21 protein-coding genes are annotated in these 21326 nt (G+C 50.6%); 11 read left to right on the forward strand and 10 right to left on the reverse strand.

From position 1 onward, the window contains the following. The first annotated feature begins 22 nt into the window (after window positions 1-22). Window positions 23-688, forward strand: a complete 666-nt coding sequence (locus ACJJIF_RS15035) for a hypothetical protein (RefSeq protein ID WP_444929142.1) — start codon at window positions 23-25, stop codon at window positions 686-688. Window positions 689-1130: 442 nt separating this feature from the next. On the opposite strand, the gene ACJJIF_RS15040 is transcribed toward ACJJIF_RS15035, so the two are convergent. After that, entirely contained in the window at window positions 1131-2117 is a 987-nt protein-coding gene (locus ACJJIF_RS15040; protein ID WP_444929143.1) for a transposase, read from the reverse strand. Window positions 2118-2490: 373 nt separating this feature from the next. Between ACJJIF_RS15040 and ACJJIF_RS15045 the strand changes: the two genes are divergently transcribed. The 4 genes from ACJJIF_RS15045 (at window position 2491) to ACJJIF_RS15060 (ending at window position 4154) form a co-directional block, all read left to right on the forward strand. Continuing rightward, a complete protein-coding gene (locus ACJJIF_RS15045) occupies window positions 2491-2847 on the forward strand; it encodes a hypothetical protein (RefSeq protein ID WP_444929144.1) in 357 nt (118 codons plus the stop codon). Window positions 2848-2962: 115 nt separating this feature from the next. Further along, window positions 2963-3313 carry a hypothetical protein gene (locus ACJJIF_RS15050; RefSeq protein ID WP_444929145.1) on the forward strand — a complete coding sequence of 117 codons (351 nt, stop codon included), beginning with the start codon at window positions 2963-2965 and terminating at the stop codon, window positions 3311-3313. Window positions 3314-3332: 19 nt separating this feature from the next. Next, entirely contained in the window at window positions 3333-3734 is a 402-nt protein-coding gene (locus ACJJIF_RS15055) for a hypothetical protein (protein WP_444929146.1), read from the forward strand. Window positions 3735-3824: 90 nt separating this feature from the next. Further along, window positions 3825-4154, forward strand: coding sequence for a hypothetical protein (locus ACJJIF_RS15060; protein ID WP_444929147.1), 330 nt, complete (start codon window positions 3825-3827; stop codon window positions 4152-4154). A 211-nt stretch (window positions 4155-4365) separates the two neighbouring features. Here the strand turns inward: ACJJIF_RS15060 and ACJJIF_RS15065 are convergent, their stop codons facing one another. Next, the gene (locus tag ACJJIF_RS15065) at window positions 4366-5202 is read right to left on the reverse strand and encodes a transposase (RefSeq protein WP_444929148.1); all 837 of its coding nucleotides are present in this window, start codon (window positions 5200-5202) and stop codon (window positions 4366-4368) included. Between the two features lie 399 nt (window positions 5203-5601). Here ACJJIF_RS15065 and ACJJIF_RS15070 point away from each other — a divergent pair, with 399 nt between their 5' ends. Continuing rightward, window positions 5602-5994: a VOC family protein gene (locus ACJJIF_RS15070; protein ID WP_444929149.1), complete on the forward strand. Its 393-nt coding sequence runs from the start codon at window positions 5602-5604 to the stop codon at window positions 5992-5994. A 686-nt stretch (window positions 5995-6680) separates the two neighbouring features. On the opposite strand, the gene ACJJIF_RS15075 is transcribed toward ACJJIF_RS15070, so the two are convergent. Continuing rightward, on the reverse strand, window positions 6681-7577 hold the full coding sequence (locus ACJJIF_RS15075) for an aspartyl protease family protein (protein ID WP_444929150.1): 897 nt from the start codon (window positions 7575-7577) through the stop codon (window positions 6681-6683). Window positions 7578-7920: 343 nt separating this feature from the next. On the opposite strand from ACJJIF_RS15075, the gene ACJJIF_RS15080 reads away from it, so the two are divergent. The 4 genes from ACJJIF_RS15080 (at window position 7921) to ACJJIF_RS15095 (ending at window position 10152) form a co-directional block, all read left to right on the forward strand. After that, the gene (locus ACJJIF_RS15080) at window positions 7921-8181 is read left to right on the forward strand and encodes a hypothetical protein (RefSeq protein ID WP_444929151.1); all 261 of its coding nucleotides are present in this window, start codon (window positions 7921-7923) and stop codon (window positions 8179-8181) included. 114 nt (window positions 8182-8295) lie between these two features. Continuing rightward, complete coding sequence (locus ACJJIF_RS15085; RefSeq protein ID WP_444929152.1) at window positions 8296-8457, forward strand: hypothetical protein; 162 nt, start codon at window positions 8296-8298, stop codon at window positions 8455-8457. A gap of 429 nt (window positions 8458-8886) precedes the next feature. Then, window positions 8887-9318, forward strand: a complete 432-nt coding sequence (locus ACJJIF_RS15090; protein ID WP_444929153.1) for a hypothetical protein — start codon at window positions 8887-8889, stop codon at window positions 9316-9318. Between the two features lie 579 nt (window positions 9319-9897). Next, window positions 9898-10152 carry a hypothetical protein gene (locus tag ACJJIF_RS15095; protein ID WP_444929154.1) on the forward strand — a complete coding sequence of 85 codons (255 nt, stop codon included), beginning with the start codon at window positions 9898-9900 and terminating at the stop codon, window positions 10150-10152. A 67-nt stretch (window positions 10153-10219) separates the two neighbouring features. Here the strand turns inward: ACJJIF_RS15095 and ACJJIF_RS15100 are convergent, their stop codons facing one another. The 4 genes from ACJJIF_RS15100 to glyQ all read right to left on the reverse strand — a co-directional run bounded on the left by ACJJIF_RS15100 (window position 10220) and on the right by glyQ (window position 17122). Then, entirely contained in the window at window positions 10220-13201 is a 2982-nt protein-coding gene (locus ACJJIF_RS15100) for a S8 family serine peptidase (protein WP_444929155.1), read from the reverse strand. 276 nt (window positions 13202-13477) lie between these two features. Continuing rightward, the gene (gene gmhB / locus ACJJIF_RS15105) at window positions 13478-14029 is read right to left on the reverse strand and encodes a D-glycero-beta-D-manno-heptose 1,7-bisphosphate 7-phosphatase (RefSeq protein WP_444929156.1); all 552 of its coding nucleotides are present in this window, start codon (window positions 14027-14029) and stop codon (window positions 13478-13480) included. A gap of 55 nt (window positions 14030-14084) precedes the next feature. Continuing rightward, window positions 14085-16166, reverse strand: coding sequence for a glycine--tRNA ligase subunit beta (glyS, locus tag ACJJIF_RS15110; RefSeq protein ID WP_444929157.1), 2082 nt, complete (start codon window positions 16164-16166; stop codon window positions 14085-14087). Then, a complete protein-coding gene (gene glyQ, locus ACJJIF_RS15115) occupies window positions 16166-17122 on the reverse strand; it encodes a glycine--tRNA ligase subunit alpha (protein WP_444929158.1) in 957 nt (318 codons plus the stop codon). The genes glyS and glyQ overlap by 1 nt, the downstream gene beginning before the upstream one ends. 164 nt (window positions 17123-17286) lie before the next feature. Between glyQ and ACJJIF_RS15120 the strand changes: the two genes are divergently transcribed. After that, window positions 17287-18168, forward strand: a complete 882-nt coding sequence (locus ACJJIF_RS15120) for a lysophospholipid acyltransferase family protein (RefSeq protein WP_444929159.1) — start codon at window positions 17287-17289, stop codon at window positions 18166-18168. A 34-nt stretch (window positions 18169-18202) separates the two neighbouring features. Here ACJJIF_RS15120 and ACJJIF_RS15125 read toward each other — a convergent pair whose 3' ends face one another. The 3 genes from ACJJIF_RS15125 to ACJJIF_RS15135 all read right to left on the reverse strand — a co-directional run bounded on the left by ACJJIF_RS15125 (window position 18203) and on the right by ACJJIF_RS15135 (window position 21307). After that, window positions 18203-19390, reverse strand: coding sequence for an ABC transporter permease (locus ACJJIF_RS15125; protein ID WP_444929160.1), 1188 nt, complete (start codon window positions 19388-19390; stop codon window positions 18203-18205). 64 nt (window positions 19391-19454) lie between these two features. Next, entirely contained in the window at window positions 19455-20615 is a 1161-nt protein-coding gene (locus tag ACJJIF_RS15130; protein WP_444929161.1) for an ABC transporter permease, read from the reverse strand. Then, window positions 20612-21307: an ABC transporter ATP-binding protein gene (locus ACJJIF_RS15135; RefSeq protein ID WP_444929162.1), complete on the reverse strand. Its 696-nt coding sequence runs from the start codon at window positions 21305-21307 to the stop codon at window positions 20612-20614. The genes ACJJIF_RS15130 and ACJJIF_RS15135 overlap by 4 nt, the downstream gene beginning before the upstream one ends. Window positions 21308-21326 lie beyond the last annotated feature (19 nt).

Here is a 21326-nt window from a genome sequence, read left to right on the forward strand (position 1 = left end):
CAAAAGATATTTAGGCTTTAGAATGAGCAACTTAATAAATGAATTAGAAAATATCCTGAAAAGATATTTACCCGAAGCTGAACAGGCTGGTCTAGACCTCTCCGACGATAACTGCCCTTACAGAAAATGTTATTTTGAAAAACTACCGAGCGAGGCTGCTAAAGAAGCGTTATTTTTATACCCAAATGGAAAATCTTTATATAAAAAGTATCAGGAGATTTTAAACGGAAAGGAAAGTAAAAAACTGATATCTGACAATGAATTATGTGGCTTAGTTAGAGATCACCTAAAATCAATAGTTGATATCATGGATGAGAATGAAGACGAAAAAGCTATTAAATTCATTCTGGCTATAGATGATATTAGCATTGCTGAATCGCTCGAGCAGTTTGCGCCTGGAGAAAACTTACTCCATAAGTACGTGTATGGAGCTATTGGCGAGTTCCTGTTGAATGAGTTGCCAAATGACGATTCCTTGTGGCTTCTATATGACTGGTCTTTGGAGAAGTCTAAGTGGGTAACTGTTTCTGCATTTTTTTTGGAAGATTTTATTGATGAATCTCTCTTGCATAAGAAGAACTTCTTTAGGCCGGGTTTCAACCTATGGCTAACGAGAAACAATAACCATTATTGGGCCGTAGGAAACAAATTTGTAGGGAATAGCGTTTTGTGTAAGGCTGCGAAATAGGCTTAATGATATTCAATAATTAGGGAATCTAGAGCATCCAAGGGACAAGTTCTCGGCGCCCATAGATTGGAGCCTTCAATCTCGTCGAAGATCTAGGGAAGATCTAGAAGATCTAGGACAGCCAAAGACTGAAGGGTGGTGCTGGCAATAGAGCTAGTCCCCTCTCCGGCGGCTCTTTCTCTTTGGTTTACAGGTAAACGCCACGAAACTGGACACCCACAGATTGGAAAGCGATGCCAGCAACATTGCCGAAGATCTAGGACAGCCAAAGACTGAAGGGTGGTGTCGGCAATAGAGCTAGCCCCCTCTCTGGCGGCTCTTTCTCTTTGATTTACAAGTAAAGGAGTTGAAATTCTGGGAATTGCTGGTTAGGTTTTGGAGATCGCTGCTTTTGGATAAAAGGTCGGTAATCGTGCTATTGAGTACTTGAGGCCGGGGTAGGTTAGCAGGGCGTAGCTGAGAGGAGGCGCCGGCAGTCGCTTATACCGTGTACCCAGCGTTTATCGAGTTGAGCACAAACTTTTTGTACAACCTCTACCGATCCCACCAAGCCTTTAAAGCGGCTTTCAAAGTTCCGGCTGAGATAGAGCCAGTGCTTGGGTGAAATGCCGAGTCGCTCCAGAATAGGAGGTATGTTTTCGGCAATACAACCCCGTTTTCTTGGGTCTAAATGCCGGCCGCTCCAGTCCACTAGCTCCAAATAGTGATCCAACTGGAAAGGTAGCCCTTTCGGCATATTCAAACGCTCACCGCCGACAAACGGAAGTAGATTTTTGGGCTGCTTACCTGAGACTGCCGCACGAATACGCTGTTGAATCGAAGTGTAATCAGACTCTTCAGGTGTTTTGGCAATATTGGCACGGATGGGGTTAAGGTCTACATAAGCCATACAGGCGGCGAGGGCTCCTTCATCCAGTAAAGCCTGAGACTTAAACCGCCCCTCCCAAAAGCGGCCGGTACAGTTGTCTTCAGCATTGGCCTGACGGGCGATAGACTCGTTTAAGCAGCGCATAAACCAGCTGATATCCATTAGACGCTCCCGCCATAGGGAAACGACCTCTTTTAGCCTGTCTTCCTCAGCGTGATCGAGGGTATCACCCTGAAGATAGCGCTGGGCCAAGCTAGAGGCTTTGAAGAGTTTTTTCCAGCGAGTAATTACCTCTGTAAGAGACCACTTGTTAGCCGATTTTGTGTTGATATAGAGCACTATATGGTAGTGATTACTCATTACTGCATAGGCGGCAATATCTAGCGCAAACACCTCGGCTAATTTATGCATACGGCTTTCAATCCATTCGCGCCGATGCTCGTAATCTTTTCCGGATTCACTATCTCTGCCACAGAGAAATGCACGCCGTACACAGCGGGAGACACAGTGATAGTACGGTGTTGCATCAAGAGATATCTGGGTGCTTCGCGGTAGAGTCATCGGTTACACGCGCATTTATGTGTATAAATATCCAGTATTCTGTGGGGTTTCAATCTTTTGTCAATAGGGATGGGGGTTTATACTTTCTATATGGTGGGTGTCCAGGATTAAGCATAGCCTAGGTGGTGAACTAAATGACTGGGCTAAGTTTTCGACTCCGTCAGTTGATAGTCCATCAGGACCATTCCAAGTTCATTTTTATCGGAATGAAAAACTGGATTTGAATGAATTTGATTTCGACTATAAGTCTGTTTTCAATCATGATGGCGACTGGGGTAAAGATCTCAGAGATTGGCGAGTTAGCGAGGGGTTACACCCAACTAAGCAGAGTCATACATTGGATGGAAAGCCACGTTCATACTAGGAATTAGAAATGAAAGTTAAGTGTCTAAATTTGATTGATAAGGCAACAGGAAAGTCGGTTGACAGAAATGATTGGCTAACGGTTGGACAGGTTTATACTGCGGTTTTTATTGAAAAGCCGCAGGACCAAGAAAAGCTCTATAGAATCATCGGAGATGATATTTCTCAAAAACCAATGCTCTTTGAAGCTGTATTATTTGAGGTTGAGTCCGGTCCAGACGACGATTGGATCTCAGAAACAACACAGAGCGGAACTTTCCGCTCTGGCCCAAAAGAGTTTATGGTGCCTGGATTTTGGGGCAATTTATTTGAGGGGGAACCGGCTGAAAATAAGGCTTTCAAGGAAGTGGTTGCTAGGTTAGTTTAATATTCCAAACAAGGCTGCAGCTCCGGGTGATGCGAATTTTATAGGGCCTTTAAGCGCAATTGATACCAAAATATAGCCTAATAAGAACTCGCCCATCGGTGGCCACTCACCAGATGTGTTGAACTCTTCTAGCTATAAAATGGATGCGGTGAGGATTCAAAATCCAGATGGTACAGTTTCAGTTACCGGCTTTAAGATGATATTGCAACGCAAAGATGGCAATATTGGTTGGTCTGCTCAAAAGTCTCCCAATATACATACGATTGCACCACCAACGTGGTCTAATGCGCAAATACTTGATGCCGGTAGACAAACAGCTGCTACACCTGGAGTAGTCTTAAGAGAGTTAAATGGTATTAAAACTACTTCTCACATTAAGATAATTGATGGTGTTGAGTGGCAAGTTCTTAAAGACAACGGTGTTGTAACGTCATCACTTCCTACTGGTGGAAAAGCTATACCATAGCCCTAAAGAAAGTTTCAAGATGCTTGAAAATATAGATAAGTCCATTGGCTCCAAAGACAGTGGTTGGCAAGAGTATAGCGTCGAGCTTGCTGCAGCAGCATTAGATGAACTTGACGATAAAGCCTGGGGTGAGTTGACAAAATCTATAAAAGGCAAACCTAAGTATTGGCGTGTTCGTTGTGCAGAAGCGTTATATGAGTCCGAAAGTAAGCGTTGTATGGAGTTGTTAGCTCAATTGCTGCTTTTAGATGAAGAAAAAGAGGTTGCTGTTGTAGCTGCTTGTGCGATAGAGGATTCTGGTTATGAGTTGACACCGGAATACAAGCCACGTATTGAGTGGTTGTTATCTCGGATTAGTCAATCTTGTGAAACTAGCTACGAGGATGTAGAAAGGTTGTTGAGACGATTTAAGCCCTCCTAAAACTCACGAAACTGGACACCCACCTCACGAAACTGGACACCCACAGATTGGAAAGGGCTTTTCCTATACCGTCACAGTGAGGATTTATAAATGAGTAGTAGTAGTTTTGAGGGAAAAAAGCCAGAGGCTATGGTTGAGTTTCTGAGCCGTTTTAGTGAAAAAGATACTCTCCCTGCATCTTTCCATTCTAGCCATGATAGATTTTTATTGAGCGTTCAATATTTATTTAACGATTGCTGGTCTAACCGTTTTAACCCCAACAATAATTTACTCAAATTTGCGGTTAGCACTGACGGGTGGGATTTGTTGATAAACCCTGAAGATGAGGAGTTGATTGTATTTCAAGATGAAGTTGGAGATATCGACAGTATAGATATAACAATATTTGACTTGTTAAACGCAAAGGTTGAAAAAATATAGAGCGAAGATCTAGGGGAGCGAAGATCTAGGACAGCCAAAGACTGAAGGGTGGTGTCGGCAATAGAGCTAGCCCCCTCTCTGGCGGCTCTTTCTCTTTGATTTACAAGTAAAGGAGTTGAAATGCTGGGAATTGCTGGTTAGGTTTTGGAGATCGCTGCTTTTGGATAAAAGGTCGGTAATCGTGCTATTGAGTACTTGAGGCCGGGGTAGGTTAGCAGGGCGTAGCTGAGAGGAGGCGCCGGCAGTCGCTTATACCGCGTACCCAGCGTTTATCGAGTTGAGCACAAACTTTTTGTACAACCTCTACCGATCCCACCAAGCCTTTAAAGCGGCTTTCAAAGTTCCGGCTGAGATAGAGCCAGTGCTTGGGTGAAATACCGAGCCGCTCCAGAATAGGCGGCGTGTTTTCGGCAATACAACCCCGTTTTCTGGGGTCTAAATGCCGGCCGCTCCAGTCCACTAGCTCCAAATAGTGATCCAACTGGAAAGGTAGCCCTTTCGGCATATTCAAACGCTCACCGCCGACAAACGGAAGTAGATTTTTGGGCTGCTTACCTGAGACAGCCGTACGAATACGTTGTTGAATCGAAGTGTAATCAGACTTTTCAGGTGTCTTGGCAATATTGGCACGGATGGGGTTAAGGTCTACATAAGCCATACAGGCGGCGAGTGCTCTTTCATCCAGTAAAGCCTGAGACTTAAACCGGCCTTCCCAAAAACGGCCGGTACAGTTGTCTTCAGCATTGGCCCGACGGGCGATAGATTCGTTTAAACAGCGCATAAACCAGCTGATATCCATTAGACGCTCCCGCCATAGGGAAACGACCTCTTTTAGCCTGTCTTCCTCAGCGTGATCGAGGGTATCACCCTGAAGATAGCGCTGGGCCAAGCTAGAGGCTTTGAAGAGTTTTTTCCAGCGAGTAATTACCTCTGTAAGAGACCACTTGTTAGCCGATTTTGTGTCGATATAGAGCACAATATGGTAGTGATTACTCATTACTGCATAGGCGGCAATATCTAGCGCAAACACCTCGGCTAACTTATGCATACGGCTTTCAATCCATTCGCGCCGATGCTCGTAATCTTTTCCGGATTCACTATCTCTGCCACAAAGAAATGCACGCCGTACACAGCGGGAGACACAGTGATAGTACGGTGTTGCATCAAGAGATATCTGGGTGCTTCGCGGTAGAGTCATCGGCTGCACGCGCATTTGAATGTATAAACATACAGTATTTTGTAGGGTTTCAATCTTTTGTCAATAGGGATGGCGGTTTATACTTTCTATATGGTGGGTGTCCAGGATTAACATAGAAAAGGAAAGAATAGAAAGTTTGGGGGCTAAGGTGCATAGAGCGCCTAGAAAAAGAGTTGCAGATGCGCGGGCGGCGGCCCCAGAAAGTACAAGGCCCCCTGCGAAATCTATAAAAGGTTGTAAAGAGAAAGGATGAATTCTATGTTTATTTCTTATATTCCTACAAGGGATATAGATGCTTCCAAGGATTTTTATGAGAATAAAATGGGTTTTTCTGAAGATGATTATGGTTTTAAACTGAATATCTCTGGCTATGATGAAGTTAGAATACGGCCACAGATCAAGAAAATTCTCCCGCTTGAAAGCTATTGTTATTTTAGGTGTGAACTGAAAGATGGTTTTCTTAGTTATTGTAAAGAACTAATGGATAAGGGGGTTGTATTTAAGGTGATTGCAATGACACCGGGGGGGTACTCTGGGATGATTGTCGATCCAGATGGAAATAAGATATTAGTAGAATGTGAAAGTTATGAAGATGATAATTATATTGACCCAAATGAATGGGATTGTTATCGAAGATATTAGGATATAATAATGAATGATTATGATGTGCCGGAAGGGTTTATTCCGTTGAATATTCAGCAGTAGCGGAACAGTTCTGGGCACCTAGGGCGCCGAGCTAAATTGGAAGAAGATTGGAGGTGAAGGCACTCTGCCCGGTAAGGTTTAGCAAACCGCTGGGACTCCAAGTCATGAGCGTTGTTCCGTAGCGGTCAGCGTTAAGCGTTGACAGGGAAAGATACAGGCTCAGTATTTAACTCCGAAAATCTAACTTGATATCGCTGGCTTTGTTGGGTACCAGGGAAGGCTGCAGAGATGGATGTATTTTGCGAGTGCCTATAGAGCATCAGTCGTAAATAGAGCCGAGGACTTGATGGAGAAAGTTGGGGTGATTTCGCTATTAATCTACGAGAATTCATCTTGGATCTATAAGCGAATAGGATCTGCCCCCAAAGGGGGCTTTCATCATGCCAACCACTATACGGGGGCTTATAATTTTTGTTGGTTTAAGGTAAATCTAGTGTGTTTGGAATTAATCCGAACCGATCAGGTAAGGGTAGGGTGTATACTTCGTACGTATCGATCCATGCAAAAATAGCTGTGTACAAGCCCAGCTGATTGCTCACTGGCAGATGAAATACCGTGTAGTTCATCTGGTAAGGAGTGTAAGTTTTCACCTGAAGCGACATTAGCTGACAACTCAATTTTCCTCATTGTTGGCAAAGTGCAACTAACTTTGACCTTTGATCAATCAAAATAGTCATATCCTGAAGAGCGTGTGCACCTATGAGCAGTTCTGGGTAACGCTCGGAAATAAGTACTTCGATGTCAGAAGCTGTAACGTTCCCCATTTTGAGAGGTCCATGAATGCTGGCCCTCTCCATTCGAATTTTTGTATTTGAAAGTGTTCCTACAGCAGTTTTCTCTGTTGCTTTGCTGCTTAGTTTTGTGTACATGGACTGAGGCAGCACGAAAGTCACGTTTGCTCCCGTATCCAAATTCCCTGTTGTTTGTAAGCTACCGATGGATACCGGAATACGAAAGGCACGCTCATATTGAAGAATTCCCTCTTCTTGTGACAATGTAAGTAGCGTCGTGAAATATAGCATTTTTGTTGGGTAGTCTATTATTACTAAACCATCTTCAAAGAAATCTCTCCCAACGATCCCGAAGAATTTTTCTTTGGGTGGTTTATTGCTACTATAGTCCCGCGTCAAAACTTTAATGTTATTACGAACAAGCTTGTCAACCTGGAGAGAATCAAATTGGGTAACGTCAGTTTTAGTAACTGTGATCCCATCAGAGTTATTTCTCTGGGACTCAATAGTTAAACCAAGTTTACTGACGAGGCTGGAATCAGCACGTCCCATGCCACTAGCACCTGTATCAACAGCAAAGCGAAATGGGCCGCTCCCGTTAACGCTTACTTGTACGTAGATACGACCATCGATAACCTCAAATGGCGTACGAACTATCCAGTTTTCAGCTGAACTTTTTGTAAGTTCACAAGCATCTTGTGCGAATGCCGAGTTATGAGTAAAACCTAGCAGGATAGGCATTGTACAAATAAGTACGAAACTGGATAACCATCTGTGGGTAAATTTCATATTTGACCTTCTTAATCAATGAAGTGCGATTTATCAGTTTTCTATCAAGACTTAAGCTATAAGCTAAGATGGTTGATTCTGTATTTGACGCTCCCACTGTCAGATTAGATGCATCGACCCCCTGAATCTTATAGAAGAGCAGAGTGGAGCAACTTTATGCCACCCTGTCCCAAAGTACTTAAAACTAGAAAAGGCGGTACGCCCGTACCTGACGGTTGAGTCAATAATACCGATCCTTGGAGGGGGGAAACCAAGTTTGCGTCTATAGTTGATCATCGCCCAATGAATGAGACCGAAAATTTCCCCAAATCCCACGAGAAAGGCCCATACTCCCAGTAAGTAGATGATTGCTATGCTGGTTCCAGGAATAAGAGTTGTGATAGTGATCCGATTCGCAATGCCCTTTATCATGCAAAACGGTGCAGGAGCAAAATTACCGCTAAAGATGAAGCTCAGGGAGAAGTACAGTTTTATTGGAGTTCTCAAAAAATTCAGCCCCCTGGCTGTCGAGTCAATGAGAGCACTGAAGCTGCGTCAATTGAATTATTACCATAAGACTCTCCGGGCTATTGTATTGGTGAAGGACTTAGTTGCTAACAAATAAGCTTTCTTTGTTTATATGTGTTAACTCTCTTTATATGGTGCCTGTTTAAATAAATTAAGTTTAAAACCCTTAGCTATATTTTATTTTTCTCAAATAATAGGTTATTAAAGTAATATGGAATCTGATAAGGATTTAGACTATAGAGGAATCATTGCTGGGGTGGATAAAGATCTGGTTATATTTTGTAAGTCTTGCGTATCAGGTGTAGATTCAGAATTGTTTGAACTTATAGATCGTATAAAAGGAAAATCTGTGAATATACCTAAAGTGCTATAGAAGTAGAATACTGTATTATTTGAAGCCTTGGTTTTGTGTGGTAAGTGTTTGGTTGGGGGTAAAATAGGTCTGAATTTTCACGGATCAGGAAAATAATCCTGGGCGTCCTCAATTGATTTGTTTTTGGAGTTGAATTATTGTGAGTGTCTGAACTACTATAATTTAAGATTTTCTATCAGGCTGCTCACTCACCCTACACCAGATATCATAGAACGCTCACTGAGCGTATATGGACCAAGATCTAGGACAGCCAAAGATTGAGCGGCATCAAGAGATATCTGGGTGCTTCGCGGTAGAGTCATCGGCTGCACGCGCATTTGCCTGTATTAATATCCAGTATTTTGTGGGGTTTCAATCTTTTGTCAATAGGATTGGCGGTTTATAATTTCTGTTTGGTGGGTGTCCAGGATTAACTGAGGGATCAATTTAATGGCAATAGTTAATGCAAATATTGGATTGGCTGCAAACTATCTTGATGGTAGAAAAGTCAGAAAATCTGACTTTGTCGATAAATTAAACAGCATAGATAGCCCTGACATTAAGGGAGTTATTTACAACAGAGTCGCAGGCTTATCATCTATAATAGTCTTCATCGAAGATGAGCTATCCAACTATCACGACCAAAAAGATCCAGATGCAGCTTTTGAACAGGCCTTAGCTTTTGGAATAGATAAATTTACTGACTGGCTTAAAACACAAGAGTCTAGCTTATTTAAAACTTTAAAAAATAATCAGCTTAAGGTATGGGTCTTTATAGAGTTATGGATCGAAGATGATCAACTAGATATAAACTTCCCCCCTAAGTTATTAACGGAATGCGGGCGACTGAATATTTCTATTGACATCGTAACCAATGATTAATGATCAAGTATTTTTCTGGACACCCATTATTTTTCTGGACATCCATAGACTTCCAGTTCTAGCACAAAACTGGACACCCACAGATTGGAAAGCGGATTGGAAAGCGATGCCAGCAACATTGCCGAAGATCTAGGACGCCGAAGATCTAGGACAGCCAAAGACTGAAGGGTGGTGTCGGCAATAGAGCTAGCGCCCTCCCTGGCGGCTCTTTCTCTTTGATTTACAAGTAAAGGAGTTGAAATGCTGGGAATTGCTGGTTAGGTTTTGGGGATCGCTGCTTTTGGATAAAAGGGCGGTAATCGTGCTGTTGAGTACTTGAGGCCGGGGTAGGTTAGCAGGACGTAGCTGAGAGGAGGCGCCGACAGTCGTTTATGCCGTGTACCCAGCGTTTATCGAATTGAGCACAAACTTGCTGTACAACCTCTACCGATCCCACCAAGCCTTTAAAGCGGCTTTCAAAATTCCGGTTGAGATAGAACCAGTGCTTGGGTGATATACCTAGCCGCTCCAGAACAGGCTTTATCTCCACCCTCAGTGACCTGGTGAGACTGGGCGCCACAAAAATTGGCCAGTGGTGAAGTGAATGAACAAAATTATGCTTTGGGTTGGCGGGTGACTGAAGTAGAAATCCCCGAGGTGGGATTAACGAGAGTGGCCAACCACGGCGGAGTGAGTCGCGGCAGTCAGAGCTGGTTAATGATAATACCGGAGTATCAGCTTTCTGTTGCGGTCAATATCAATCGAAAGACAAAAACCTTTTGGGACTTTGCGCGAGTCTCTCTGGAAATAGCGAGCGCCTTTATTTATCAGCAGGATAAACTCAATTGTGAATAAAAAAACCGGCCAAACTCTGGCCGGTTTTAACTCGCTATTCGCGCTGTAAATAATCAGAGCGGAAGGCCTACTGAGTGTTTACCATAATTTGAGTCTGTGAAAATACCTTTTCACCGTCTCCGTGAGTCAAAATACCCAGGTGGCGGGTGTTGGGGGCAAGATTCATCCACTCTAGAGAAACGATACCTGTTGTGCCGATTTGTGCCTGAGTCGGTGCATTGAGCGCGGTGTTGCCGCTATCTCCATGCAGATAAAAGTTAAACAGGCTGAAATCGGTGGGACCTGCGGCAGTGGCGTAATCGACAACCACCACTGCGTACTGCCCGGGAGTGGGGTTGGTCACTGAGACAGATTCAGTGGAAGTGGCGTTGCCGCTGGTACCGACTTCGGGGTAATTGGGCGCGGGGCCGTAAACCTCCAGGTCCAGGTCATCGCTGCCACCCCCATCGCCCACATCGGCATCAAACATGGCGATAGTGGCCAGCTCGGTTCCATCGGGGATATCAAAGAAAATAACTTCAACATCGCCATCTTCGATGGTGGCATTGGTGGCCAGCCCTTCAGCCAAACCGGCGATACTCACCTGGAAATCACCGTTGTAGCCGAAGCCCACATTGAGGTCGAGACTGCCATCGGTACCGGCGGCGCTAAGATCCAGTGGTGCGGCGAGTGGCACCGGGCGCACGGCGATCGGGCTGCGCACGCTGACTTGCGTGCCCACAGATTGCCAGGTCAGGTCGCCAAATACCCAGGTGTCCAATTCAGCCGACTCGGTGGTGGTGAAGGTCACCTCAAACTCCGCACTCTGCCCCTCTGCGAGGCTCACTACCTTTGGATTGATCTCCACGTCGATACCGGCCGGTGCGTTGACCGATGCCCAATACCAGCGCCGACCGGGAGAGACGCTGGTAACCCGGCGCTTGATCGTCTGACTGCCGAGCAGTTCGGCGACCGCGATGGAAGCGAGGTTCAGGTCGCTGGAATCGCTGGAGTAACCCTGGGACAGCAGCGCATCGCAGGTTGCGCTATCGACGAGCTGGGGCTGGAGTGCAGCGCCACACAGGAAGGCGAGGTAATCATTGAAGCCCGCATCGTAAACCAGGCCCGGCTTAAAGGCGTCGCGGGGCACTATGATACCGGCGCCCATATCAAAGGGGGTGGCATCCTCAAGCCCGTAGGATTTACGCAGGTCACTGCGCGCGGTGGTCATCAGTGCGGACTTGGCCATTGCCGGGCTCCAGTGTGGGTTGGCCTGCTTTAATAGGGCCATAACACCGGCGACATGAGGGCTGGCCATTGAGGTGCCACTCAGGGCCCCAAACAGCTCGCCTCCGCTCAGCACTGGAGATATCCCCGCGATAATCCCCACGCCCGGGGCGCTGATATCCGGCTTGATAATATCTGGCGCGCCTCCGTTCTGGCCGCGAGAGGAAAAGTTGGCGACACGGTCTTCCCGGGCGATTAATTGAGACGGGTCGATAGCACCGGAGACGCCGCTGCTGTTGGCGAGGGCGTCGCCTTCATAGAAAGAAATCATCATCCCGGGAATACGGGTATCCGGGGCCGACATGGTGATCGGGTTGATGCGGTCATCGGCTGTGCCGTCGTTGTAGACCACAATAGCCACGGCACCGGCGTCGGCAGCGTGGTTGTATTTGTCGGTAAAGGAACAACCTCCGCGCCTGACCAGGGCGATAGCGCCTCCGAGGGCATCGGTATTGGTGAGGGGGCTACAGGCCTCCAGCGGTTCGCTCAGAGCGATGTCGGCGGAGAGGGCGCCGACCTCCTCCAGGCTCACGGTGCTATTGCCCTCGCGCCCCTCGTAAGTGCCGGCAACCTCTACCGGTGCGGACACTTGCATAGCCAAGCCGAAGCTCTGGTCATCTTCGGAGGCGCCGACGGCGGTAATCCAGGGAATACCTGAGGGGGTGCCCATGGTCTCCGGCCCCGGCCCGCTGTTACCGGCAGAGGTGGCGACAAAAACGCCGGCATCGGCGGCAAATAGAAAGGCGATATCATCGGCGCCACTGAAGGTGGTACCGGAGCCGCCGATAGAATAGTTGATAACATCGACACCGTCGGCCACGGCCTCGTCGATAGCGGCCATAGAGTCCGCCGATGAGCAACCGCTATCGTCCGGGTCTGGAGCGTCCCAGCACACTTTGTACACCGCGATACGGGCCCGTGGCGCCATACCGGTCAGGGTTTTCCCGTCTGGGGTGGTAACGCCATAGTTGCCGGCGGCTGTGGTGGCGGTGTGCGTGCCGTGTCCATCCGCATCCCGCGCGGAGAGGAATTCGTAATCCGCCAGTTCGTTGTTGGCCAGGAAGGCATCGGAAAATGACCTGGCCTTGATCAGTTTATTGTTGCAGGTAAAGGCCGCGTCGTTGGGGTTGTGGTCGCTGTTGCCGAAATCACAGCCCTCACCGGTGAAGGAGTCGGGTATAGCACCGTAGGCAACCTGCGGCCCCATATTGCCCTGGAAGGGGGTAGCCATGTCGGCGACACCCAGGTGTTCCGGGTGGATGCCGGTGTCGATGACACCCACCACAATATCCTCGCCGGTAATCCCCCACAGCCAGGGGCTGGGCATATCTGTAATGCCGAGGAAATCTGCGCTGGAGTCGGTATGGGGCTTGAGTAACTTATCTTCCCAGACGCCTTTGACATCTCCACGAGCGCGCAGTGCGGCCGCTTCCCTGTCGCTCATAACGGCGGCGAAGCCATTAAAGGCGGTGTCGTATTCGTGCACCCTGCGCGCGCTGGGCACTGTGGAGAGCACCTGCTCCCGGCGGGATTTGAGGAAACCCGAGTAGTGTCGATAGCTGCTGCTCTGGGGATCGAGCTTGCTGCGCGGGCTGGGTTTGGTGGCCGGCAAGCCGGGGAGGGTACCGCTGTAGGAGGATAGTGGCTCCCCCTCCAGTTGAACAATATAGACTTTGCGCGCTTTTTCCTGGCTGGGGGCAGACCTCTCCCCCAATGACTCAGCAAATCCACTGCCAGATAGCAGCATAGTGGCCATCAGGGCAGAAAGAATCTTTCTTTTCATTGGAGTATCCCTTTGTTGTTGTGTGCAGGTGGCAACAAAAGGCCAGATAGCGCTCTCCAGCAGAACCACTCAGAGCGCTAGTCAGACCCAGCCCATCCATGGCCTGGCACGACTCGCTGATACAACAATGGGCTCGCCCTCCCGCCAGTTGCTTTTAATGGAATGTGTCGCACAACTCAATAAGCTGGCGCCTGGGTAAACAACGGATAGCAAAAACAGTGCGCCAGGTTGGATATCGGGCGCGCAAATAATCTCGCTAAGTGCGGGGGCGGGTGTCTAGGGGGAGAGGAAAAACTGTGAAAACTGCGCCAGGTCACTAAAAACGGAGGTGGCGGCCAGGCGCGGGTCCGGCTGCGCTATCAGGTGCTGTAGTGTCTGCTCGCCGACCCCGGTTTTCACCAATACCGGTTTACAGCCCTTTTCCAGGGCCAGATAGAGGTCTGCGAGTTTATCTCCGAGCAGATAGCAGTCGTGCAGACTGGTATCGAATTCCGCTTCGATCGCATCCAGCAGACCCGCCAGCGGCTTGCGGCAACGGCAGTTGTCCTCGGGGCCGTGGGGGCAGTAGAAAATTGCGGCGATCTCACCGCCGGCATCCTCTACCAGAGTGCGCATTTTGGCGTGTATTGCCTCCAGATCATCCAGGTCAAAGCGGCCCAGCGCCAGACCGCTCTGATTGGTGGCAATCACCAGCTGGTGGCCGGCCTGGCTGAGTGCCGCCAGCGCTGCAATACTGCCGGGTAGGGGCCGCCATTCGTCGGCGGATTTGACGAATTGGTTGGGGTTTTCGTTAATCACCCCGTCGCGGCCGAGAATGATAATTGCCATATTGGTGTCTCCCTGTGCGGCGCAGCGGGGCCGTAGGCCCCGCTTCTACAAGTGGTTACTTGGCCGGTACCAGCAGGGAAATGTCGGCAACTTCGAGGAACAGTGCGCGCAGCTGGGCCAGCAGGGCCAGGCGGTTGTCGCGCAGTTGCTCGTCGTCGCTCATCACCATTACGTGGTCGAAGAAGTTGTCCACGGTTTCGCGAAGTCCCGCCAGGCCGGCGAGGCCCTCGGCGAACAGCGCATCGCGATACAGCGGCTCCACTTCTGTGCGGGCAGTCTGTACTGCGGAGAACAGCGCTTTTTCTGCGTCCTCCTGCAACAGGGCTTCATCAATTTTACTGGGTACGGCGCCATCCAGCTTGGCGAGGATATTGGACACGCGCTTGTTGGCGGCGGCCAGCGCACCGGATTCCGGCAGCTGGCTAAAGGCGTTGACTGCGTGTACGCGGTTGTCGATATCCAGCGGGCGCGACAGCTTGCGCGCGGCAACCGACATAAAGACTTCGGTGGCGATACCCTGGTCTTCGTAGCGCGCGCGGAAGCGCTCCAGGACATACTGCAAAGTCTGCTCTACCACCTTGTCGTACTCGCCCAGGGCGGTGCGCGGGTAGTTGTCGCGGGCCAGTTCCAGCAGTTCGCGCAGGTCCAGGTCGAGGCGCTTCTCCACCAGGATGCGGATAATGCCCAGGCTGGCGCGGCGCAGGGCGAACGGATCGCGGGAGCCACTGGGGGGCTGGCCGATACCGAAGATACCCACCAAAGTATCCAGGCGGTCTGCCAGGGCGATAGCAGTACCGGTGTCGCTGGCGGGCAGCTCGTCGCCGGCAAACTTGGGCATATACTGCTCGTACATGGCCTTGGCCACATCCAGCGGCTCGCCGTCGTTTTCGGCGTAGTAGTAGCCGGCGATACCCTGCATATCGGCAAACTCGAACACCATCTCGGTGACCAGGTCCGACTTGCATAGGCGGCCGGCGCGCTCGGCCCAGTCGCCGTTAGCGCCGGTCTTCTCGGCGATAGTGCGCGCCAGGGCGGAGACCCGCTCGGTCTTGTCGTAAACACTGCCCAGGTGCTGCTGGAACACGATTTGGCGCAGTTTCTCGCGACGCGATTCGAGGCTGGTCTTCTTGTCGGTTTCGAAGAAGAAGGCGGCATCTGCCAGGCGTGGGCGGATTACGCGCTCGTTGCCGTGGATTACCTGGGCGGCATCCCGGCTCTCGATATTGGACACGGTGATAAAGAAGGGCAGCAGCTGGCCGTCTTCGTCCACCACGTGGAAATACTTCTGGTGCTCCTTCATAGAGGAGATCAGGGCCTCGGCGGGGACTTCCAGGAAGCGCTCCTCGAAGCGGCCGGTGAGGGCGACGGGCCACTCTACCAGCGCGGTTACTTCGTCGAGCAGATCGTCGTCGATAACTGCTTCGCCGTTGACGTTGTTGGCCTCGGCGATCACCTGGGCGCGAATCACTTCACGGCGCTCGGCGAAGTCGGCCATAACGTAGCCGGGCTCGCGCAGAACCTGTGGGTAGTCGTGGGCGGAGTGGATCTCCAGCTCGCGGTTGCAGTGGAAGCGGTGGCCACGGCTGGTGTTACCCGCTTTTAAGCCGAGTACTTCGCCGTCCACTACCTTGTTGCCGAACAGCATAACCAGCCAGTGCACCGGGCGCACAAATTCTTCGCGGCGCGCACCCCAGCGCATGCGCTTGGGAATTGGCAATTGAGCCAGCGCCTTCTCGACAATACCGGCCAATAGGGATTCGGTTGCAGCGCCTTTCTGTTCGCTGATAAAGGCCAGGCGCTCACCTTTGTCGGTCTCTTTGCGTCCCAGCTCTGCAACGGTGACGCCGTTGCTGCGGGCGAAACCCTCAGCGGCTTTGCTGGGCTTGCCCTCTTTATCGAAGGCGGCTTTGACCGCCGGGCCCAGCTTTTCAATTTGCTTGTCCTGCTGTCTATCCGCCAGGCCAAATACCGCCACGGCCAGGCGGCGGGGGGCGGCGTAGGTTTTCACTTCGCCAAAAGACAGCTCGGCGCTTTTAAGGCCCAGGGAAATACCATCGGCGAAAGCGCTCATCAATTTGTGTAACGCCTTGGGCGGCAGCTCTTCGGTGCCCAGCTCTACCAAAAAATCCTGAGCCATTACTGCTTCTCCTCTTGCTCGATGTCTTCCGCCAAAATATCTGCCCGCAGTGCTTCATCTGCCAGGGGGAAACCCAGGGCGCGGCGCGCATCGTAGTAGGACTGTGCCACCGCGCGGGCCAGGGTGCGTACGCGCAGGATATAGCGCTGGCGCTCGGTTACGGAGATGGCGTGGCGCGCATCCAGCAGGTTGAAGGCGTGGGAGGCTTTCATAACCTGCTCGTAAGCGGGCAGTGGCAGCCCCAGTTCGATCAGGCGCGTGCTCTCGCGCTCGCAGTGATCGAAGGTGGCGAACAGGAATTCCACATCGGCGTGTTCAAAGTTGTACTGGGACATCTCCACTTCGTTTTGGTGGAAAACGTCGCCGTAGGTGACGGGGCTGCCGTCCGGGTTGCGGGTCCACACCAGGTCGTAGATGGACTCGACCCCCTGCAAGTACATGGCGATACGCTCGAGGCCGTAGGTGATCTCGCCGGTAACCGGGTGGCACTCCAGGCCGCCCACTTGCTGGAAGTAGGTAAACTGGGTGACTTCCATACCGTTCAGCCACACTTCCCAACCGAGACCCCAGGCACCCAGTGTTGGGGACTCCCAGTTGTCCTCGACAAAGCGAATATCGTGGATGGCCGGATCTACGCCCATGGCGCGCAAGCTATCCAGGTACAATTCCTGAATATTGTCCGGGGACGGCTTCATCACTACCTGGTATTGATAGTAGTGTTGCAGGCGGTTGGGGTTCTCGCCGTAGCGGCCATCGGTGGGGCGGCGGCAGGGCTGCACATAGGCCGCGTTCCAGTTTTCCGGGCCTATGGCGCGGAGGAAGGTCGCCGGATGAAAGGTGCCGGCGCCCACTTCCATATCCAGAGGCTGTAGAATGACGCACCCTTGGCGCGCCCAATAATCCTGCAGGGCAAAAATAAGTCCCTGAAAGGTACTGAGATCGTATTGCTTGGACACCGCTATCTCCAGATCAGTATCTGCTGTGGGCAAAGGGACGCAATTATAGCGGTAGCGACTGCTGTGCTTAAAGCGCTATAGCTGCATGAAAAAGCTCATTGGCCATACTTTGGCAATATTGCCGTTCAGCTGCGGCTTTTTGTATAGGAAGTAATTTAGTGGATATGAAAGGGCGCCTTGCTGTCGGGGCACTGAAACTTATCGGTAAACTCCCGCTATCCTGGTCGCGGCGCCTGGGCCGGTTCGCTGGCAGGATTGCCGTGTGGACCGGGTCGGAGGGGTTGCGCCTGAGCAGGATCAACCTGGCCCAGTGCTACCCAGCCATGGATCAGAAAGAGCGTGAGAAGCTCGCCCGTGCGAGTGTGGTGAATACTGCAATCAACGGTTTTGAGATGGCCAATATTTGGCATCACGCCTGGGACAGCAGCAAGAAGACCATTGTGAGTGTCCGCAACGAGAAGTTGTTATTCCAGGGAAAAGAAGATGGCTGCGGTACTCTGGTATTGATGCCACACACCGGTAATTGGGAAATTTTCGGCATGTACCTGGCTGCTATGGGACCGTCTATGGCGTTGTACCAGCCACCCAAAGTTGAAGCTTTGGACCCGGTGATCCGCGCGGGCCGGGAAAAAACCAATGCCACCATGGTTCCAACCAATATTCACGGCGTTCGCGCCCTGCTCAAATGCCTGAAAGCGGGCCATGTGGCCATGGTATTACCGGACCAGGAGCCGGATATGGGGGGGGATTTTGCCCCTTTCTTTGGCCGCCCCGCACTGACGATGACCCTTGCTCACAACTTAATTCAGCGCACTAACTGCCATGTGGTGTTTGGCTTCGGCAAACGTGTGGATGACGGTTTTGAACTGGTATTTCTCCCCGCAGAGAATGCTATTAGAAGTGATGAGCAAAAAGTCTCCCTGGCGGCGATGAATCGCGGTGTGGAGGCCTGCATTGCTCAGGCACCGGAACAGTATCAGTGGGAATACAAGCGTTTCAGGAAGCAGCCGGAGGGCAAGAGCAAAATATACCGCAAGAAACACTAGGGGCCTGCCGCCAGCAGCCCCCGTTTCAGAGTTTTTAAGCGGTGTGCCGGAAGGCGATCGCGACGGGCATGCGTGCCGCGCGCCAGGCGGGGAAGAAGCCGCTGATAAAGCCGATCACCAGCGCCAGTGTAGCGCCCTGAACAAACAGGTCCGGGGACATCTCAAAGTTGAACACCACCTGGGTAAAGTTGCCCCCCAGGGTTGAGGCATTGAGGCCGTCGAAGAACAAATAGGCGGCCACAGAGCCCAGTAAGCCACCGGCAAGCGCCAGTAGCATCGCCTCGGCGATAGTGCTGCAAAAAGCGGAGAAGTTACTGAATCCCAGTGCGCGCAGGGTGGCGATTTCACGGGCCCGATCCGCCACCGAGGTGTACATGGTATTGAGGGCCCCGGCCAGCGCGCCGAGAGCCATCACCGAGCTGACAATCCAGCCAAAAGTGGCGATATATTGCAGCTGTTTCCCTTTGTTGGCGAAGTATTCCCGCTCGGTCTGCGCCTCCAGATTGAGGCGCGGCTCGCGCTGAATCGTTGCCTCAACTGGCGTGAGATCGCCGTCATTTTCCAGCTGCAAGCGGATTGACTGGTAGCTGTTCGCCCGGTTGTAGTGGCTTTGGATAATTTTAATATCTGCCCACAGCTCACTCTCAAAAATATTGCCGCCTGTGGAAAAAACTCCGACAACTGTCCACAGGTTTTTGCCGAAGCGCACCTCTTGACCGGTCTCGAAACCGTCAAACTCGCGCAGTACCCCCGCGCCGACAATCATTTCGTTGGTGCCGGGAGTAAACATACGCCCCTCCACTAGGCGCATATTACTGCGCATGGCCATACCGATCTGATTGAGACCGCGCAGGGGGATATTAGCTTCGCCGCCTGTGGATTTCTTGGTGCCGTCGACAATGACGAAAAGTTCCGCTGACACCAGCGGCCCGTTGGCATCGCGGGCGATCCCGGCGGACTCCGCGATCAGGTTGACCTGCTCTTGTTGCATGACTGAGTTGAGTTCTGTTGAAGACCCCTCTCGCATCAGGATGGCGATCTGGCTGGAGCCCGCGCCGCTCATGGTTGCCTCGAAGCCCTTGGCCATAGCGAGAAAGGCCAGCAGGATGGCCACCACTACCGCAGCGGCAAAGACCATCGCCAGTGACATCCACAGGCGCCGGCGCAGGCTGCCCAGGTTCATTGCGGTGACCGAAACAATTTGTGCAATCAGAGACCCCATAATTTCTTCCCTTTAAAGGCGCTGCCAGTGAAAACCGCTGTGTGGATTCGGTGGGCTGGCGATCTTATTGTTGTCGGTTAAAGGCGCTTACAATATTGAGGCGCAGGGCTTGAAACGCGGGCACCAGCCCGGTAACAAGGCCCAGCAGTAACATAAACAGAATGCCCTGCAAGAGGGTGTCTGCGCCCAAAATCAAATTGGGCAGGAAGCGGGCGAGGAAGTTTTTTACCCCTTCGATCAGCAGCCAGGCTGCAGTCAGGCCGGAGAGGCCGCCGACCAAGGCAATCAGCAGGGATTCAGACAACACCATACGAAAAATACGCCTGCTGGAAAAACCCAGGGTTTTTAATACGGCGATCTCCCCGGTGCGCTCGCGAATGGCCAGGGCCATGGTATTGGCAACCACCACCAATATGGTAAAGAAGGCAGTAAATACCACCGAGAAAATAATTAAACCAATATTGCCGATTTGTTCAATAAAAGATTTATTGAATGCTTTTTCTGTACTGGTATCGGTTTCATTTTGTGAATTGGCAAAATTATCGTCGATAGTTTTGGCCACCGTTTCATTGAGATCTGGGTCCTCGGTCGTCAGTGCCATCCAGCCAATCCAATCCTCGCCAAAAGTCTGTGCCTCGATAAAATATTTATAGTGAAATAGTAATTGGCGCGTGTCATATTGTTCCGTATCCCCTGTGAAAATCCCGCAAATGACAAATTCCCAGGTGTCGCCGCCATCTTTGTGGGTAAAAAGACTGGAGGAGACGGGGATTCTGTCGCCAACCTTCCAGCCGTAAATTTGTGCGAGCTTTTCCCCGACCAGAGCCCCTTGACGATTGTTGAACCAGGCCTGCTTTTGCTCCTCGGGAATAGTTATTTCCCCATAGACCTTTAAGTAGGACTCGGGATCGACGGCGAGAGAAACTAACTGCTTACTGGGTTCCTGGTAATAGCCGCCAAACCAGTTCAGGTGAGTTACATTTTTTACCCCCTCGATTGCCGCAACCTTTTGCACATAGGCCAGTGGCAGCGGTTGGGTAAAATTAATTCGGTTAAATACCACCAGGCGATTGTCGGCAGATAATTCCACGCTGGAGTTTAAAGCGGCTTTGAGACTGGTAACGGCGCCGAAAATAAGGAAAGCTATAAAAATAGCAAAGCAGGTAAGGAATAAACGTAAAGGTTTCCTCGTCATATTTTTATAAATTAAATATAAGTCACTCATGCCACTATTTCCCTTTGCACAAATTGCCCTTTATCGAGATGCAAGGTGTGTTTGGCGTATTGAGCCGCAGCGGGATCATGGGTGACCATCACGATGGTTTTTCCGTGATCGCGATTTAACAATTGCAGCATCTCCAGGATTTCATCTGCGGTGGCCCGGTCCAGATCGCCGGTGGGCTCGTCGCACAGAATCAGTTTGGGATCGGAAACAATGGCCCGGGCGATGGCAACACGCTGCTGTTGTCCACCGGACATTTCACTGGGCATATGTTTGGCTCGATCACTCAACCCCACCAGTGCCAGCGCAGTTTCCACATTCTGACGACGCTGAAGTTTGGATAATTTAGTCAGTAATAGCGGCAGCTCTACATTGCGCTGAGCATTGAGCATCGGCATTAAATTATAAAATTGAAAAATAAAACCGATATTTCTCGCCCGCCACTGTGTTAAGGAGCCCTCACCGAGGGAATCGACGCGCCCGCCATTAAACCAGATTTCACCGCTGCTGGGTTTATCGACACCGCCGAGCATATTTAACAGGGTTGTTTTGCCAGAGCCCGAGGGGCCCATAATGGCGACGAAATCACCGCGATCAATTTCCATATCCAGGGAGTCAAAAATGGAAATAGTCTCTTTGCCCTTGCAAAAATATTTGCTGATATCCTTCAGCTGAAACAACACATTTTCTGACATCTTAAATACCCTCGTATAA

The sequence above is a fragment of the Microbulbifer regidiadema (SeqCode) genome (genome assembly GCF_052467605.1).

Excerpts from the sequence above, each read along its gene's own strand:
- ACJJIF_RS15035 (WP_444929142.1), top strand. The coding sequence starts at position 23 with ATGAGCAACTTAATAAATGAATTAGAAAATATCCTGAAAAGATATTTA.
- ACJJIF_RS15040 (WP_444929143.1), bottom strand. The coding sequence starts at position 2,117 with ATGACTCTACCGCGAAGCACCCAGATATCTCTTGATGCAACACCGTAC.
- ACJJIF_RS15045 (WP_444929144.1), top strand. The coding sequence starts at position 2,491 with ATGAAAGTTAAGTGTCTAAATTTGATTGATAAGGCAACAGGAAAGTCG.
- ACJJIF_RS15055 (WP_444929146.1), top strand. The coding sequence starts at position 3,333 with ATGCTTGAAAATATAGATAAGTCCATTGGCTCCAAAGACAGTGGTTGG.
- ACJJIF_RS15060 (WP_444929147.1), top strand. The coding sequence starts at position 3,825 with ATGAGTAGTAGTAGTTTTGAGGGAAAAAAGCCAGAGGCTATGGTTGAG.
- ACJJIF_RS15065 (WP_444929148.1), bottom strand. The coding sequence starts at position 5,202 with ATGCATAAGTTAGCCGAGGTGTTTGCGCTAGATATTGCCGCCTATGCA.
- ACJJIF_RS15070 (WP_444929149.1), top strand. The coding sequence starts at position 5,602 with ATGAATTCTATGTTTATTTCTTATATTCCTACAAGGGATATAGATGCT.
- ACJJIF_RS15075 (WP_444929150.1), bottom strand. The coding sequence starts at position 7,577 with ATGAAATTTACCCACAGATGGTTATCCAGTTTCGTACTTATTTGTACA.
- ACJJIF_RS15080 (WP_444929151.1), top strand. The coding sequence starts at position 7,921 with ATGATTGCTATGCTGGTTCCAGGAATAAGAGTTGTGATAGTGATCCGA.
- ACJJIF_RS15085 (WP_444929152.1), top strand. The coding sequence starts at position 8,296 with ATGGAATCTGATAAGGATTTAGACTATAGAGGAATCATTGCTGGGGTG.
- ACJJIF_RS15090 (WP_444929153.1), top strand. The coding sequence starts at position 8,887 with ATGGCAATAGTTAATGCAAATATTGGATTGGCTGCAAACTATCTTGAT.
- ACJJIF_RS15100 (WP_444929155.1), bottom strand. The coding sequence starts at position 13,201 with ATGAAAAGAAAGATTCTTTCTGCCCTGATGGCCACTATGCTGCTATCT.
- gmhB (WP_444929156.1), bottom strand. The coding sequence starts at position 14,029 with ATGGCAATTATCATTCTCGGCCGCGACGGGGTGATTAACGAAAACCCC.
- glyS (WP_444929157.1), bottom strand. The coding sequence starts at position 16,166 with ATGGCTCAGGATTTTTTGGTAGAGCTGGGCACCGAAGAGCTGCCGCCC.
- ACJJIF_RS15120 (WP_444929159.1), top strand. The coding sequence starts at position 17,287 with ATGAAAGGGCGCCTTGCTGTCGGGGCACTGAAACTTATCGGTAAACTC.
- ACJJIF_RS15125 (WP_444929160.1), bottom strand. The coding sequence starts at position 19,390 with ATGGGGTCTCTGATTGCACAAATTGTTTCGGTCACCGCAATGAACCTG.
- ACJJIF_RS15130 (WP_444929161.1), bottom strand. The coding sequence starts at position 20,615 with ATGAGTGACTTATATTTAATTTATAAAAATATGACGAGGAAACCTTTA.
- ACJJIF_RS15135 (WP_444929162.1), bottom strand. The coding sequence starts at position 21,307 with ATGTCAGAAAATGTGTTGTTTCAGCTGAAGGATATCAGCAAATATTTT.